Origin of the sequence: Dyadobacter sediminis, assembly GCF_005860765.1 — a bacterium.
GTDB classification, from domain to species: Bacteria; Bacteroidota; Bacteroidia; order Cytophagales; family Spirosomataceae; genus Dyadobacter; species Dyadobacter sediminis.
The window spans coordinates 134,314-151,427 of sequence record NZ_VCEI01000030.1 but is presented as its reverse complement, the minus strand read 5'-3'; the positions used below and the strand labels follow the sequence as shown (position 1 = coordinate 151,427).

At 44.3% G+C, this 17,114-nt stretch carries 12 protein-coding genes and 1 tRNA gene; 9 read left to right on the top strand and 4 right to left on the bottom strand.

The features are described 5' to 3' along the window. Positions 1-21 precede the first annotated feature (21 nt). The gene (locus FEM55_RS22045; RefSeq protein WP_308420228.1) at positions 22-1,539 is read right to left on the bottom strand and encodes a DUF6734 family protein; all 1,518 of its coding nucleotides are present in this window, start codon (positions 1,537-1,539) and stop codon (positions 22-24) included. Positions 1,540-1,752: 213 nt separating this feature from the next. Here FEM55_RS22045 and FEM55_RS22040 point away from each other — a divergent pair, with 213 nt between their 5' ends. From FEM55_RS22040 to FEM55_RS22025, 4 genes are read left to right on the top strand one after another with little or no spacing between them, the layout of a single operon-like run. After that, positions 1,753-4,140 (top strand): TonB-dependent receptor, encoded by a 2,388-nt coding sequence (locus FEM55_RS22040; protein ID WP_138283486.1) that lies wholly within the window; start codon positions 1,753-1,755, stop codon positions 4,138-4,140. Between the two features lie 25 nt (positions 4,141-4,165). Continuing rightward, positions 4,166-4,933: a glycosyltransferase family 2 protein gene (locus FEM55_RS22035; protein ID WP_171036630.1), complete on the top strand. Its 768-nt coding sequence runs from the start codon at positions 4,166-4,168 to the stop codon at positions 4,931-4,933. After that, entirely contained in the window at positions 4,899-5,834 is a 936-nt protein-coding gene (locus FEM55_RS22030) for a DUF6625 family protein (protein WP_138283484.1), read from the top strand. The genes FEM55_RS22035 and FEM55_RS22030 overlap by 35 nt, the downstream gene beginning before the upstream one ends. A 5-nt stretch (positions 5,835-5,839) precedes the next feature. Then, positions 5,840-6,781, top strand: coding sequence for a beta-1,6-N-acetylglucosaminyltransferase (locus FEM55_RS22025; RefSeq protein ID WP_138283483.1), 942 nt, complete (start codon positions 5,840-5,842; stop codon positions 6,779-6,781). An 870-nt stretch (positions 6,782-7,651) separates the two neighbouring features. Here the strand turns inward: FEM55_RS22025 and FEM55_RS22020 are convergent. The 3 genes from FEM55_RS22020 to FEM55_RS22010 all read right to left on the bottom strand — a co-directional run bounded on the left by FEM55_RS22020 (position 7,652) and on the right by FEM55_RS22010 (position 9,249). Continuing rightward, positions 7,652-7,725: transfer RNA gene (locus FEM55_RS22020), tRNA-Arg, on the bottom strand. 88 nt (positions 7,726-7,813) lie between these two features. After that, positions 7,814-8,590, bottom strand: coding sequence for an enoyl-CoA hydratase/isomerase family protein (locus tag FEM55_RS22015; protein WP_138283482.1), 777 nt, complete (start codon positions 8,588-8,590; stop codon positions 7,814-7,816). A 20-nt stretch (positions 8,591-8,610) separates the two neighbouring features. Next, positions 8,611-9,249: a hypothetical protein gene (locus FEM55_RS22010; RefSeq protein WP_138283481.1), complete on the bottom strand. Its 639-nt coding sequence runs from the start codon at positions 9,247-9,249 to the stop codon at positions 8,611-8,613. Positions 9,250-9,444: 195 nt separating this feature from the next. Here FEM55_RS22010 and asnS point away from each other — a divergent pair, with 195 nt between their 5' ends. The 5 genes from asnS (at position 9,445) to FEM55_RS21985 (ending at position 17,113) form a co-directional block, all read left to right on the top strand. Then, the gene (gene asnS, locus FEM55_RS22005) at positions 9,445-10,881 is read left to right on the top strand and encodes an asparagine--tRNA ligase (RefSeq protein ID WP_138283682.1); all 1,437 of its coding nucleotides are present in this window, start codon (positions 9,445-9,447) and stop codon (positions 10,879-10,881) included. 67 nt (positions 10,882-10,948) lie between these two features. Further along, a complete protein-coding gene (locus FEM55_RS22000) occupies positions 10,949-12,088 on the top strand; it encodes a fibronectin type III domain-containing protein (RefSeq protein WP_138283480.1) in 1,140 nt (379 codons plus the stop codon). Between the two features lie 94 nt (positions 12,089-12,182). Further along, positions 12,183-13,394 (top strand): serine hydrolase domain-containing protein, encoded by a 1,212-nt coding sequence (locus FEM55_RS21995; protein ID WP_138283479.1) that lies wholly within the window; start codon positions 12,183-12,185, stop codon positions 13,392-13,394. A gap of 63 nt (positions 13,395-13,457) precedes the next feature. After that, positions 13,458-15,407: an NADH-quinone oxidoreductase subunit L gene (gene nuoL, locus FEM55_RS21990; RefSeq protein ID WP_138283478.1), complete on the top strand. Its 1,950-nt coding sequence runs from the start codon at positions 13,458-13,460 to the stop codon at positions 15,405-15,407. A gap of 38 nt (positions 15,408-15,445) precedes the next feature. Then, positions 15,446-17,113 (top strand): complex I subunit 4 family protein, encoded by a 1,668-nt coding sequence (locus tag FEM55_RS21985; protein ID WP_138283477.1) that lies wholly within the window; start codon positions 15,446-15,448, stop codon positions 17,111-17,113. Position 17,114: the final 1 nt, after the last annotated feature.

Genomic DNA, 17,114 nt, shown 5'->3' with positions numbered 1-17,114 from the left:
TATTCTGTTAAAAGCCGGCAGTTAAAAGCTGACGGCTTTTTCATGTTCAGCAGTCAATGCTTTTGTTACGGGAAGGTAGTCAAGTAGCCCGAGAAAGATCAACTCCTTTATTTTAAGGTCGGTTCGCTGCTGTAACTGGGCATTTACTTGTTCGTCAATCTGCATACCTTTTTTCGCTCCAAGTAATCTGATCAATGACGCAAGGCTAATGGGCTGGTCTGCCGAGACAAGTATGAAAATAGCCAGGTTATCAAGCAGGCGGTGAGCAATGTGTCTGTATTCAAATGCGAAATCGTAAATCGTTGCTAAATGATAAGGCACATTTTTGGAAGGATATGTAAAGCGTGTCAATGGAATATGCTCTTTAAAACAAATCAGATCATCCAGGCGCTCTGATACTGGTGATTTCAGCAGTTCATCAATTAATGAAAGTCTCTCCTGCTGGTGCCTGTCCAGATTTCGGGTATTATTAAGTAATTTCAGGAATGACCGGTATTTGGAGATCTCAAAGTGGATGATGCTTGAAAGGCCGGCATTATTATTCTTGAAAGTATCGTGAATAGCGTTGCAATTTTCAATTGTAACCTGAAGATCCGGTTCGATGCGGGATATAGCTACATTGCTTTCTGTAAACGGATCAATTTGTGGGAAATTAAATAGCTTGCGGCTGTTGTTGGGAAATCGCTCTATCATTGCGACAACCCTTCTGAAAACAGCCGGATATCGTCTTTTTAATTGAAATTCGACCTGCTTGCAAAAATAAATGTCTTTTTTGTTAGTACCGATCATGTGCGTGAACCCATGACGATTATCCATGCTGTTGGCGATCGTTTCATAACCCTGTGTCAGCGGAGCGGATATCCAGGTGTCTACTTTTTTTTCGTGATGTTGAGCATAATGCTGAAAAAAGCATTCTTCAATCATTGTGTTTAAGAAGCCGGTAGTACCGGCAGCAAAGGTTCGTTGAGACAAATGAGCTTCGTAATAGTCTTTTATTTCATAAAAAAAATTCTTGAAAAATAGCCAGTCGGTGCCGCCTATAACACCCATGTTCACCGCATTGTACTGTTCCAGGCCCTCATTCAGAAAGTAGGGCATTGGTATACCTGCCTCTTTCAACTGTTCTGCAGCAATCTGGTAGCACTGAAAACCATTCTGACTATTTTGAGCAATTAGCGGTTTTTGTCTTAGATGATCAGACAGCCCGTTCCATAGGAAAGCATCTCCATCGACATGTACAAACGGGCCATCAGCACAGGAATAGGAGTACATTTTACGCATTACCCACCAATTTTTGGGATAAATATCACCCAGCCCTTCCTGAGTAATATTTATCCTTGAATAAGGCAATTCCAGCAGATCGACAAGCACTGTCTTTCCTGCCAGATCTGTGTGAAGGGTGACTGATCCGAAGTGATCATGGAGCAGGGATGCGCTGAGTGCCCAGCTCATCAGGTGAAACCGGGGATCGAGCCATCCCCCGTGCGTTTGCTCCGCCGGCTGTCCGGGAATGGTCCAGAAAGTCTGTATAGCATCCATTAGGATTGTATTTGCATTTAAATCTTAATAATAATTGAGTACCTGAGCCAATGCCAGTTTCTTAGATGAAAGCCGTTTTCTTATCGACGAAGTGCAAGATATTGTCCTGTCGTGTTTTTCCGCAGATTGGTATAAGAATGTTTCAAACAAAGTAGTTTTAAAGCTCTTTTGTGCTACCAGATAAAGTAATGCTGTCAACAAAATTCAGTAGCAATGAAAAAGAACTTAACTTTATTAATCGTCTTGGCGTGTTTGGCCACATCGGCGACAGCTCAATTTCAGGTACGAGGAAAAGTTTCTGAAAAGGGCTTACAAGGCGCTGCATATGCAACGATCGCATTGGTAGCAGCCAAAGATTCAAGCATTCAGAAGGGAGCCATTTCTGACGAAACAGGTGCTTTCGGAATCGACAACATACCTGGCGGAAGTTACCTCATCAATGTCCAGTATATGGGGTTCAAAAAAACCTGGTCACCTGTATTTACATTAAGCGATTCAGTGCAGAGCCTGAACCTCGGGAATCTGCCATTGGAAGAAAATGTCGAGAATCTTTCGGAAGTAACGGTAAAAGGCCAGCGCAGTCTGGTTGAGCAAAAAAACGACCGGATGATTCTTAATGTTGAAAAGAGCGTAATTGCAAAAGGTAACAAGGTCAACGACCTGCTTAAATACACGCCTCTGGTAAGAGTATCAAACGACGGAATCAAAGTTGCAAATAAAGGGAATGTGCTGATCCTGGTGGATGGTCGCCAAACAGGTCAAGGCGCTCTGTCGAGCTTTTTGCAGAATTTTTCAGCTGAGGATATTCTCAGAATTGAAGTTCTTACAAATCCTCCGGCCAAGTACGATGCCAGCTTTGGTGCGGTGATCGACATCATTACCAAAAAGAGTCTTGAAACAGGAATGAATGGAAGAATAGCCATGAACTACTCTCAAGGCGAATATGGTCGTTTTACGCCTGATGGTACTCTGAATTTCCGTACGCGCAAATGGAACTTCTTTACCAGCGCAAGCGGGGTGCGAAGTGATTATTACAATGACCAGTTTCTGGAGCGCCAGTTCCCCGGAAGTTCTCTGGGTAATAATGTGAATAGCCTGGACCGCAACAAAGGTCTTTCATCATTTAATGGCATTGATTTCACACCTGGTTCGAATCATTCCCTGGGCCTGCGTCTGAATGGGTCGTGGTCCCAAAAAAATAGTGACATTAAAACAAAAACCAGTTTCCGGGGAGCCTCATCGGCGCTCGACTCTTTACTTCATGTCTCCAACATCGGTAAAGAAAGAGGACAAACCTACGATCTTAACTTCTACTATAATGGTAAGCTGGATAGCACTGGAAAAGAGTTGTCCGTAAACATAACGCAAAGTTTCTTTAACAAATCGTCAGTTCAAAATCTGACTTATCAAAGGCAGGATATTCAGGCAGTGCCGATCGGCAGTCCTACACAGTTGCGCATTACCAATCCGAACGACCAGAAAAGTCTGATTGCCCAAACAGATCTGACCTTGCCATCCAAAACAGGGAAATGGGCGTTAGGGATGAAATATATTGCAATTGGAAATGATAACGAGTTGCGTCAGGAGAATCAGATGGAGGGATTGTACCGCTTGGATACAGCATTCAGCAATGCAGGTGTCTATCGTGAACATACCTATGCAGGATATGGAAGTTATAGCAACTCCTTTAAGAATGGGTGGTCATTGCAAGCCGGGTTGCGATTGGAACAGACCAGACAGGAGCTGGAAAGTTCGGGTTTGAGCAGAAATTATACCGGCCTTTTTCCAAGCTTTGGATTAAACAAGGGATTTGCGAACAAATCCAACTTCAGTATTTCTTATAGCCGTAAAATCTCTCGTCCCAGCCTGTACAGCCTGGTACCATTCCGAACAATCGTGGATCCCTACTCCATCGTAGAAGGTAACCCGTTATTAAAACCTTCGTTTGCAAATACAGCGGATGTTTATTATTCATTTGGCAACATATCACTGTATGCGAATTATACGCATACCAAAGACCTGATATCCGATGTGCTTTTTGCTGATGAGCAAAGCAAGATCTACGTTCAGACGATGGGTAACCTGAACAGCGTTAACGATGCTTATGCCGGGATTAACTGGTCACAGGATATTATCAGTTGGTGGCAAACCAATAGCAGTGTTACCGTTTCGGGAACACAAACGCACTCTCGCATTGCCGATGTGCCCGGGGTGAAGCTCAATGGGTATGGCGTAGTGCTCAACAGCACCAACATTTTTTCGATTGGCAAAGGATTTAAAGCAGAGGTCTTTCTAAACTATAATTCTCCTAACCGTTACACAATATGGAAAACCCGGTCGCTTTATTGGGCATCGTTGAGCCTTAACAAAGAAGTGCTCAAATATGGTAACATCCGGGTGGCTTTCGAAGATATTTTCCGAACACAGATTAACCGCATACACGTGGTGTACGGACCAGTCAACATACAAAGCCGTTTCTACGCTGACTCGCAACGGCTCAGGGTTTCTTTCTCTTACAATTTCGGAAAAAGGACTGTTAAGGGTTCAAAATACAGAACCTTGGGTAATGAAGCCGAAAAAGGCCGGATGGGCGGTAGGTAAGTCACCTTTGAAATCAGCCTATTTTATGAAAAAGCAAGCAGATCTGACAGTTATTTTGACGGTTTGGAAACGTAATCATCTGAGGGAGCAAATAGAAGTGCTTCTAGCTCAGACAGTATTGCCTAAACACATCTGGGTAATTCAGTGTATGCAGCATGTATCTATAACGGATGTTTTAAAGGAATTTCCAGACATAAAATATTTTCGGTCTGATGAAGATCTTAAATACTTTTCGAGATTCAGTATTGGCATTCACGTTCGTACCGAGTTTACCTGGATTCTTGACGATGATATTATACCCTCGTTTAACTGGATTGAGAAATGCATCCATACTTCACGGGAATATAATTCAATCGTGTCCAGCAACGGAAGGATCATTCCCAAAAATGATTTTTATCCGGAAAGATTAAAAGGCCCGAATTATATCAATCAGTTTTTTATCGGCGACAGCAAGTCTGGTGATTCAGTAAACTTGTGCGAGGTTGATACCGTCATTGATTTTCCCTGCAGCAGTTATTTTTTCAGGACTGAATGGATCAGGCATTTTTGGGAAATCTGGCCGGTGACTTTTGAAACGGCTGAGGATATTCATTTTGCCGCAAGCTGCAAAATAAAGGGCGGTATTTCCTGTATCGTTCCGCAGCAAACGTCACGGAATGATACAGGAAATCTCAGGCCGTCTTACAGTCTCGACGAACATGCTTCCTGGAAAAGGGACGGCTTTTCTGAAATCAGATCCAATGTAATACGACATTTTATTGAGCATCAGGGCTGGAAGCCCTTACTATGGTAAATCCCTAGCTTTTTGTGAAATGAAAAAGAGACCAATTACGTTGATTATTCCTTTTTTTGGTCCTGTACCTGCCTGGCAGCCTTTCTTTTTAAAGAGTTGCTATGCCAATAATGACGTATCGTTCCTGATTTTTGCAGATCATATTTGCCCTGGTATTGACCGTAACGTAAGAGTTGTGCAAACTAATCTGGAAGAACTGCGCATCCGGGCAATGAGGAAATTGCAGATGAACGTAAGCCTTGAAAGTGCATATAAAATTTGTGACTTTCGACCTGCATTCGGACTGATTTTCGAAGAATACCTAAAAGATTCCTGGTTCTGGGGTACTTGCGATACGGATATAGTTTTTGGCAATATACGTAAAATAGTGACAGATGAAGTTCTTGCCAATTATGACATAATTACTGCCAAACGAGAATATTTGGTTGGACATTTTACATTATATCGTAACGCAGCTATTACAAACAGACTGTTTCTTGAAAGTGCGGATTACCGTGAAGTTTTTCAAAGTCCTCGGTCTTATGCATTTGACGAATGTAATTTTCTGTGGTGGAAGTTACTGTCAGGCGGCGATATTCTTAGTACCCCATCCCGGATTGAAAGCATGTCTCATGTTGTAAAAAGACTTACTGCAAAAGGTCGTATACGCGCTTATTTTGAATCACATGTAATAGAACAGGACAAACTTTTAGCAAATGGATCTCTCGAGGAATTATCAAACCGGCTGTTTTGGGATAATGGTGTTTTGTACGATCAGGATGACAAAACAGAATACCTTTCATTTCATTTCCATTTTTTGAAAAAAGATCCTGCATTCATTATACCATTCTGGAAGGAAGTTCCAAACGAGTTTCATATATCTCAAAACGGGTTTTCATTAACGACTAAAACATTCGATTGAATAATATGTACCTTAATTATCTGATACTAGCTCATAAAAATCTAGCACAGGTAGACAGGCTCATTGACAACCTCATGGGCGAATCCACCTATGTTTATATTCACATTGATAAACGGGTACCGGCCATCGAAATCAAAAAGTATCGGTTTGCCTCGAGTGACCGCGTAAAAGTAATCAGAAACCGCATAGCCATATACTGGGGTGGATTCAGTATGGTCAGAGCGACACTGAACCTTATGAAAGCAGCCAGTTCGAAAGAAAGGGAGGGATACTATATCTTGCTTAGTGGGCAGGACTTTCCATTACGGTCTAATGAAAACATCTATTCTTTTTTTCAGGAGAATCAAGGAAGTGAATTCATGAATTTTTGGAAGATGCCGTATAAAGGCTGGGTCAATGGCGGGCTTGACCGGATTAAGTATTACTGGTTTGTGGATAAGATTGGAATGTATAACAGTAATCTGTTCTGCCGGTTTCAGCAGGAAAATAATATGGAACGAGCCTATTTCAAAGATTATCCTCCATACGGCGGATCGCAATGGTGGTGTCTTACTCTGCACTGTATACGTTATATGCTGGATTTTATTGAACGGCACCCTGTTGTATGTGATTTTTTTGAAACAACATTAATTCCTGATGAATCATTTTTCAGCACCATACTTCTTAACTCACCTTTTAGTGGAAATGTAGTCAATGATAACCTCCGGTACATTGTTTTTGAAGGTGGGAAACCTCACCCCAATTTACTTGGTATTACCGACTTTTCCCGCATTATAGATTCTGAGAAACTTTGGGCCCGCAAGTTTGATATCAATCACGATCAGTCCGTTCTTACTCAAATAGAAGAGCATATTTCCAAATTTAAAGAGCCATATGTTGACACTCCCTCTACTGGATCAATTTGCAGTAATCAGGAAGAACCTGCCCAAGTAAGATTACAAATGTAATCTACGTCATAACCAGAATTTCGAAGTACTCCCTTCTTTTCGGATCATCAGTTGATCATTGATAATTAAATTCAAGCTGCATTCAGATAGCAATTTACTGGTTTTTTGCGACCGATACCTTGATGCTTTCCGGAATTATAACGTTTGAGAAAATGATTGATTTCTTGGTAAAGGTCAAGACCGTTTTTCTCAGGATTTAGATAGATGTATTTCTGACGCCCGGCGCCCCGGTTGATTGTTCTGAATCACAGTGCTCAATTCCGTTGCGGCAATAAACGCATTATCAGTTGCTCTACTTTTATCATCGCGCGCGGCGTCCGCATCTGTCATTATGCTAAGTGGAAAATTGCAGAATATTACCGATTTTAAAACAGCAAAAAAGGCATGAATCCATCAAAATAATAAGTCAGGAAAAATACTGGCAATTATTTTTCTCGCCACGGCGGCAGACCGCATTATTTGCATAATGCAAAACAAGCTGAGAGTGAAATGATTGTCAAGGGTTCTGCCTCAGGAGGAACTTGTGAAGCCCTTGAAAACCCCAGGGTTAAGCCTGCCTTTGCATTGGTAAATAAGATGCAAAGTCTTTTAAACTAGATTTACCAAAACAATCTGAATTATGATAGTTTGAAACACAAGGAGGCGTCATGCCTAAATTCTAAAAGCATTTATCTAATTATATTATTGTTATTAACCCGCCAATGCTAAATAAACGCAACTGTCAGTATTTGCTCAAGCTAATATAATCTTCCGGAAAGGGCTAGTTTTGTAAAACTGTTGATCAGAAACACTGGTAATAATCTATTGCAACTTTTACTGCAATAAAAACAAAAAAGACTTAACAAAATTTGCTAAGTCTTTGAATTGATGTGGTCTCGTAGGGATTCGAACCCCAAACCTCCTGATCCGTAGTCAGGTGCTCTATCCAATTGAGCTACGAAACCATTTCCGAATTGGACTGCAAAGATATTGAATGCTTTCTTTCAGTCCAAATTCTAGACGCTAAAAATGTCAATAAAGTTCTTAATTATATTATTTGCCCTGAAAATCAGGCTTTTTCTTTTCAAGAAAAGAAGAAATTCCTTCCATTGCATCACGACTTTTCAGCAGTTTTTCCTGATGAGTCATTTCCAGTTGCTGCATTTGCGACAAATCGGAATGAAATGACTGGTTAAAAACCTGCTTGATGGAGCCAATGGCCAATGTCGGTGCGGTGCTGTAATATGCGGCTGCTTCTGCTACCTTTTTGTCAAGGTCACTGGCTGGAACGGAGCTGTAAATTAACCCGATGCTTGCTGCTTCTGGTGCATAAATGCGGCGTCCCGTAGTTGCCAGTTCAAAAGCCCGCGCCATGCCGACCAATCTTGGCAAAAAGAAAGTAGCACCCGCATCCGGCATCAAACCAATCTGTATAAAAAGCAGGCTTAAATAGGCTTCTTCACTCGCAATAACCATGTCACAAGCCAGCGCCAGGGAACATCCGGCTCCGACAGCCAGTCCGTTGAGCCGGCAAATCACCGGTTTCGGAATAGTACGGATGGCATTGATAAGCGGGTTGTAATAAACTTCCAGGATTTCTCCGGCGCTTTTGCCGCGTTCCGACGCTTCTTTCAGGTCCGCTCCCGAACAGAATGCCTTGCCTTCACCGGTTAAAACCAGTACTCGGACGGAATTGTCATCTGCGGCTGCTTTCACTGCGTTGGTGATTTCAGTCAGCAGTTCAGCATTTAGCGCATTGTAAACCTGCGGACGGTTCAGCGTAATGGTTGCAATGCCGTTTTTACTTTCAAATAAAAGGTTCTGATACATAGCCGCAGGAAGTGTTTGTATCAAAAGAAATAGTAAACCGTGATACTACTCACCAGAATGCCGCAAAGAAACCCGGCCAGGATTTGTTTCGGGGTGTGTGCATTCAGATGCAGCCGTGCACTCAGAAGCCAGCCGCCGCATAGAATGGCAATCAGTAATGGATTAAGAAGTCCGTTTTCGCCTGAACGGACAAGCAGTCCGGAAAGCATCCCGATTGCTCCGCCGATTCCGATGGCATGCGCGCTGATTTTCCAGAACAGGCTGATGACGGTAACAAGAACAAGTGAAAGGGTTACACTTCCAAGAATAATGGAAATCTGCGGCGCGAGTTCGCTGACCGGCTGCAAGTGCCAGCCAAAAAGATAAGTTGCAATGGCATATATAAGGGTGCTCGCCAGGTAAGGCAGGCGGCGCTCAGCCAGATCATCTACATGCAGGGAACTGATCAGACCCATTTTCTGAAAATAATAGATCACCACCGCCGGTGCGATAAACGTGTTCAGGAACAGAAGCAGTAAAATGCTGCCCAGAGCCGGAATCCCGAACGCGCTGACGCCTGCAAGTTCCGGTGTCAGGAAAAACAGGGTTGCAAAAAGGTAAGTGGATATGATCAGCGGATGAAACAGGACTGACAGGATTATGGCGATGCGGTTATTCAAAACAGGAGTTCTTTAATGCAGGTTACAAGAAACAAAATTAAGCTGAAAACCAGACTCTGCAACCGTCAGTTCCATCAGAAAAGTAAGTTCGTGCGCCAGAATAGGTTTTCGTGGCGTAATTTGTAATTTTGCGCCTCGTTCGGGAAGCCGGATAAAGTAAAATAAACAGGAAATCACAGCTTGAATCAGATTAAAATGGGACCGTTGCAGATCAAAGAACTATTAAACACTTCTCCTGAGAAACAAACCGTTACGCTAAAAGGATGGGTACGAACAAAACGTGAAAGCAAAAATGCAATTTTTATTGCACTGAATGACGGTTCGACCATTCATAATATACAGGCCGTAGCCGGGCCGGGCCAGTTTTCTGCGGAATTGCTGCAAACGGTTACAACCGGTTCCTGCCTGAAAATAACCGGCCAGCTTGTGGAATCGCTTGGTTCCGGCCAGACGGTGGAAGTTAAAATCGACGATATTTTCGTTTACGGAACTGCCGATCCTGATACTTATCCGTTGCAGCCTAAAAAACATTCACTTGAATTTTTACGGGAAATCGCGCATTTGCGCCCTCGCACCAATACGTTCAGCGCGATTCTGCGGATACGCCATGCACTGGCGTTTGCTGTACACCAGTATTTCAATGACGGAGGTTTTTTCTATCTGCATACGCCCGTCATTACGGCGTCCGATGCCGAAGGCGCAGGAGAAATGTTCCGTGTTACAACGCTGGACCTGAACAAACTGCCCAGAACTGAAGAAGGAAATATCAACTTCAAGGAAGATTTCTTTGGCCGTGAAGCAAACCTAACCGTTTCCGGACAGCTGGAAGGCGAACTTGGCGCCATGGCGCTTTCCAAAATATATACGTTCGGGCCGACTTTCCGCGCTGAAAATTCCAATACAACCCGTCACCTGGCCGAATTCTGGATGATCGAGCCGGAAATGGCTTTCTTTGAACTCGAAGACAACATGGATCTTGCCGAGGATTTTGTGAAAAAGGTGATTACCTATGCTTTGACAAATTGCAAGGATGATCTGAATTTTTTACAAAACCGTTTGACAGAAGAAGAAAAAAGCAAGCCCCAGAATGAACGTTCACTGCCCTTGCTCGAAAAACTGAGCTTTGTCGTGGACAATCCTTTTGAACGCCTGACTTACACGGAAGCCATTGAAATCCTGCTTCAATCCAAACCGCACAAGGAAAAGAAATTCCAGTTTCCGGTTGGCTGGGGAATTGACCTTTCCAGCGAGCATGAAAGGTACCTTGTCGAAAAACACTTTAAGAAGCCCGTAATCCTGACCAATTATCCGAGAGAAATCAAGTCGTTTTACATGAAACTGGACGAAGACGGAAAAACGGTACGCGCCATGGATGTCTTGTTTCCGGGAATCGGCGAAATTATCGGTGGCAGCCAGCGGGAAGAAGATTACGAAAAACTGCTTGGAAGAGTGCACGAAGTCGGCATTGATCCGCAGAATCTGTGGTGGTATCTTGAAACGCGCAAGTTTGGAACGGCACCGCATTCCGGTTTCGGACTTGGATTTGAGCGGCTGGTGCAGTTTGTGACCGGAATGGGAAATATCCGCGACGTGATCCCGTTCCCGCGATATCCGAAAAGTGCCGAATTCTGATTTTGTTACCTTTTTGAAAATTTACGTATTGATTGTGTACATCATGTGAGTTCTAAAAAACACACTTTTGAAAAAGCACTTCAATATTTTAAAAGACAGTACTTCGCTGATTTTGTCAGCGGTACTGTCTTTTGTTTTTACAGCGCATGCGCAGGAGAACTTTCAGATAAAATGGACGATGGATTATACGCAGGCAGGCGTTTCCAGTCATGCCAATTTTACGCCGGCCAATGCCAAACTTGCCGGCGGCGCCAATACATATGCACTGCCAAGCATATATCCTGCTGATAAAGCAATCGTAGCCGCTTATATTGTACGACCGTGGCCGGCAGCATTTTCAGGAGCACGGTACATGGAATTTACATTTACTGCAAATTCATTCAAATACAACATCACGTCCGTTGCCTTTCGCCTGCGAAGGTCGGATACGGGGCCGAAACAGATTAAAATGCGTACAAGCCTCGATGGTTTCACTTCGGACCTGACAACAGCTTCCCTTTCGAATTTTAATGTATTTTATCCTTTCATTCAGCCGGTTTCTTTTCATAACCTTACCGATAACACTTTTTCAGTTCGCATTTACGGCTATAATTCGGGCCATATTACATTGGGTGTTTTATGGTTTGACGAAATTATCATAAATGGTGAAGTGCTGCCGATTATTCTTCCGGTTGATTTCGCTGGTTTCAAGGCCATTCCGGAAGAAGGCAGAGTAAAGCTTTTCTGGGAAACGGCCTGGGAAAAGAACAGTAAGGCCTTCATGGTGGAACGCAGTTCGGATATGAAGGAGTTTTTCCCGATTGCCAATCTGAATGCAGCTGGCGATGCATCCGGCCGGACACAGTACACTTTTACAGATGAGGCGCCGCTGCCGGGAACTGCCTATTACCGTGTGCGCATGACGGATATGAACAATGGTTTTTCCTTTTCAAAAACGCTGGATATAACAGCATTTTCAGAAGCCATTTCGCTTGCTGCCATACCGAATCCTGCTGCGCCGGACAGGATTCGGCTGTACGCACCGCATGTGGATCCAGCGTTTCTGATTCTTACCAGTTCTTCGGGTAAAAAAATCCCTTTTCATATTCAGACAGATGCCAATGACTTCATAAACCTGTTTCCTTTACAGCTTCTTTCGTCCGGATTATTCATTTTGACTTACGAAAAAAACGCGCGTAAAGAACATGTGAAAGTGTTAGTTCCATAATTTAATGTGCTTAATTTGTATTGCAGAGAAGTAAGAAATACCTGTGATATATTTGTCAGCATAGCAACGTATGAAATTTAATGGCCAAAAGCCTATGTTAAAAAAAGTGCAGCCGAAGGTTTGGTGGATAGCGGTAGGAGCTGTTCTGATTTTTCTGATTTCCTGGGGCCTTGTCAGGAAAACAAAGTCTACGCCGGGAGAAAGAGTCGTTGACGGGAAGGTGATTTCGGTACTTGACCCTGTTCCGTTAAAAAATCCGGATGCAGCAACCGCGCTTAAAGTATCCAAAATTGAAGATATATTCCGCAGGAAAAAAAATGCCGGCTTCAACGGAAATGTGCTGATTGTCCAGAAAGGAAAAATCCTTTACCAGAATTCTTTCGGCTATGCGCATATCAAGGAAAAGGATTCACTTAACAGCAATTCAAGGTTCCAGCTTGCTTCTCTTTCCAAACCGTTTACGGCTGTTGCCGTGCTCAAACTGGTGCAGGAAGGACGCGTAAGTCTGGACGATTCCATTCAGCGGTTTTTTCCAGATTTTCCCTACCACGGCGTAAAGGTGGACATGCTTCTGAGTCACCGCAGCGGGCTTCCGAATTATATTTACTCATTTAACGACAGCGTCCGGCATGGAAAAAAATATCCTGACAACCTCGATATCATGGATTGGTACGCCAAAGTAGTGCCTACGCCAACGCCTTATAACCGTCCGGGAAGATCATTCAATTACTGCAATACCAATTATTGTGTGCTTGCAGCAATCGTTGAAAAAGTGACCGGCGACGATTTCGGGAAATACCTTTCCAGCGAAATCCTGCTGCCGCTCGGAATGCTGAACACCTTTCTGGTAACAGATACCACCGAAGCCTCCATGCAAAACCGCACTGCCGGGCATCAGTATGGCCGCCGGCTTGAAAAAGATTATTACGACGACGTTGTGGGTGACAAGGGATTGTACTCGACAACGGGCGATATTTATCGTTTTTACAACGGGCTTACGCAAGGGCTGCTGCTCGATAAAAAGCTGCTCGACGAGGCATTCAAGCCCAGAAGTTTTGAACGTGCCGGCATACGCAATTACGGATACGGTTTCCGGATGCACATCAAAGAAGACCATACGCCGCGCTTTATTTATCATGGCGGCTGGTGGAAAGGGTATAATACGATGCTCTGGGTTTGTCCCGAAGATGAAGCCGTTATTATAGTTCTAGGCAACACATACAACCGCTCGACCTATGATCTGAAAGAAATTCTTGAGGTCATTCATGGCCCTTCCAAAATGGAAGATATTGAGAAAGAGATCTAGCATTGTTTGAATTCGGACACGAATTCAGGATATTTGCCGGAAACAAACGAATTCAAGTTCCTCATGCCCGATTCCGCATACCTTTTACCTGCTTTTCTGCTGTTGGGGCTGCCGTTTCTGGTTTTCATATTATTATGGCTCGGAGGAAAAAAGATTGGCAAGCTTGCCGGCTGGATCGGGGCGCTTGTTACAGCCGCAGGTTTGATAGTCAGTCTCAAATTCGCGGACCCGGAAATGCTTCATATCGTCCGGTTCAGCTGGATTGCAATCGGCAATACTTCCATTGAAATTTCCTTCCGCTTTGATACGCTTACATGCATCATGCTGCTGGTGGTGCATTTTGTTGCGTTGCTTGTTCAGCTGTATTCCATGGCTTATCTGCACGATGACAAAAACCTGAACCGGTATTTTGCATTTATCCAGTTGTTTCTTTTTTCCATGATCGGGATTGTGCTGGCAGAAAGTCTGCTGGTCATGTACATATTCTGGGAACTGGTGGGTCTTTCTTCGTACCTGCTGATCGGTTTCTGGTATTTCAGGCCGCGTGCGGTATGGGCTGCGCAAAAGGCATTTGTGCTGAACCGGATTGGCGACGCTGCATTTCTGACCGGCATTTTAATGCTGTTTTATTACATTGGAACTTCTGATCTTGAAGTGCTTTCCCTGGAAGTCGGTTCAATCAGTCCGGGAATTTTAACAGCAATCGGTTTGTGCCTTTTCGGAGGTTGCATGGGAAAGTCGGCGCAGTTTCCTTTATCCGGCTGGCTGCCGGATGCCATGGAAGGCCCTACGCCGATTTCCGCACTGATCCATGCAGCCACCATGGTCGCGGCAGGTATTTTTTTGCTGGCCAGAATTTCCTTTTTGCTTACGCCGGATGCGCGGCTGGTTATCGCCATTATCGGAACCATCACCATGCTTACGGGAGCCATTAAAGCAACCCGCGAGTGGGACATCAAAAGAGTTCTTGCCTATTCAACCATGTCACAGCTTGGATTAATGGTGATTGCGGCAGGGTTTGGAAGCTGGCAGACGGCTTTTTTCCATTTGACTACGCATGCATTTTTTAAAGCGGGCCTGTTTCTTTCGGCAGGTTCCGTTATTCATGCCGTAACGCCTTCCGAAACGGACGCATCTTTTGATCCGCAGGACATACGCACAATGGGCGGATTGCGCAAAGCATTGCCGATTACTTTTATCTGTTTTACAATCTGTGCGGCAGCATTGGCCGGACTTCCTCTTTTCTCCGGGTTTTTGTCAAAAGATGCGGTTATTTCAGCAGGTTTTTTGTGGGCTGCGGAACATGGAGCTGTCTTTTATATTTTTCCGGTTGTCATTATCCTGTCCGCCGGTTTGACCGCCTATTACATGAGCCGGCAAGTCTGGCTGGTTTTCTTTGGCGAAAAAAGATATTCATCCAGTATTCATCCGCACGAATCTCCGGCATTGATGTGGCTGCCAATGGCCATACTTTCTGCATTGTCATTATTTATCTGGTTTTCCTGGAATCCATTTAATGCATCGGGCTGGTTTTTGTCCTTTATCGGTTTTGAAGAATCAGGTCATTTGGCCTGGGTTCCGGTGATTGCAAGCCTTGTAACTTTTATTTCCATTTTTCTGGCTTACAGGGAAATGAAAAGCAACGATCCTTTTTATGTAAAAGCCGCTTTGACAGATACGGCTTCAAAACCGGGCTGGAACTGGCTCCGGGATTACTCCAATGAGCATTTCTTCATCATTCCATTTTCATTTGTCACAAAGTGGCTTAAAGTTCTTGATAAAAATTACATTGATGCATGCGTCGATGCGGTTGCAAAAGGAAGTGTCATTTTCGGGCATATAACAAGCTGGTTTGACAAAAATCTTGTTGACGGCGTTGTAAATTCCGTTGTATATGTCATTCGCTTTGCAGGACAGGCTGCCCGGAGTTTGCAAAATGGAAAAATCCAGTCTTATTACATTGTAACGGCTGCCGGCGTATTTTTACTGATATTATGGCTGGTTGTCATGTAAGAAGCTGCATTTGGCCCGGCTATTTAACCTAATTTTTGATGATTGACCATATACTCACCTTATTAATTGCAATTCCATTACTGGGCGCGGCGGCCGTGGCCGTCTGGCCGTCTCACCGTCCTGAAAGCTTCCGCGTTATTGCCCTCATCGCGCTTGTTCTGGAAGTGCTGGTTTCTGTTTATCTGTATTTGTCTTTCAATAATCAAAATCCCGGTTATCAGCTCAGTGAAGTTTCGGACTGGATAACGTTGCCGGTGGGTTCGCTGGGAATAGTTTCCGTTGATTATGCGCTGGCTGTGGACGGAATCAGTTTCCCGTTGGTTCTGCTGGCGGTAGTCGTTCTTTTTGCGGGCGTTGTCAGCTCGTGGAATATCATGCAGAAAACAAGGGCTTATTTTGCGCTGTACCTGCTGCTCACCGGAAGTGTCATCGGCTGTTTTCTTGCGCAGGACTTCTTTTTGTTTTACCTGTTTTTTGAATTCATGCTTCTGCCGATGTATTTTCTCATTGGCTTGTGGGGCGGTCCAAAGAGAGAATATGCGGCACTGAAATTCTTTATTTACACTTTTTTCGGTTCGCTGCTCATTCTGATTGTTATGATATGCCTGTACCTTTCGGTCATTGATCCGCTGGAAACGGCGCGGGTTGTCGGCATTCTGGGCATGGAAGATACCGTTCATCCCGATCTCATTCCGCAAATTCAGCAATGGCTTGTTGACGGCAAAATTGCCCCCGAGCAACTCGTGCACACATTTCGTTTCGCGTTCCTTGCTGATCCCGGAAACTACATTCCCGGCTCGTTGCTGGATGCGGCTTCACAATATCTGATCGGAAACATGCCGGTCCGTTTGCTGGCATTCTGGTTTCTGTTCATCGGGTTTGCTGTAAAACTGCCCGTTGTGCCGGTGCATACCTGGCTGCCGGATGCGCACGTGGAAGCTCCCACGCCTGTTTCGGTTGTGCTGGCCGGCATCCTTTTGAAAATCGGAGGCTACGGTTTTATCCGGATTGTGGACGGGTTTTTTCCGGTTGAAGCGCAATATAATATGATCCCGCTTTCAGTGCTGGGCATGATCTCCATTGTTTACGGCGGCTTTAACGCATTGGGTCAAAGTGATCTGAAAAAAATGATCGCGTACTCTTCAGTTTCGCATATGGGTTTTGTGCTGCTGGGAATTTCCGCGCTTACTGCAGAAGGAATTAACGGCGCTATTTATCAGATGGTCAGTCACGGCGTATTATCTGCCATGCTTTTTTTGCTTACCGGCGTCATTTACGACAGGACGCACGACCGTAACATTGATCATTACCGCGGACTCATCGGCGTGATGCCGCGTTTTACGATCATGACCGGAATTGCGTTTTTTGCATCACTCGGACTTCCCGGATTTTCAGGCTTTGTAGGCGAACTTTTTACACTGATGGGCGCATTTCAGTCCAATGCGCTGCCTGTATGGATACCGGCGCTGTCAACGCTCGGGATTGTACTTGCAGCAGCTTATTTTTTGTGGACCTACCAGCGTATGTTTTTTGGTCAATTCTGGTATAAAAATGAAAACAGCCATATCCTGACCGACCTTACCGCACGTGAAATCGGACTGCTTCTTCCGCTTGTATTCCTTACTGTGCTGCTCGGAATACTGCCGGGAATCCTGTTTGATATGACGGGGCCTACTGTGCAGGCATGGCTGGAAGGATTGAGATAAA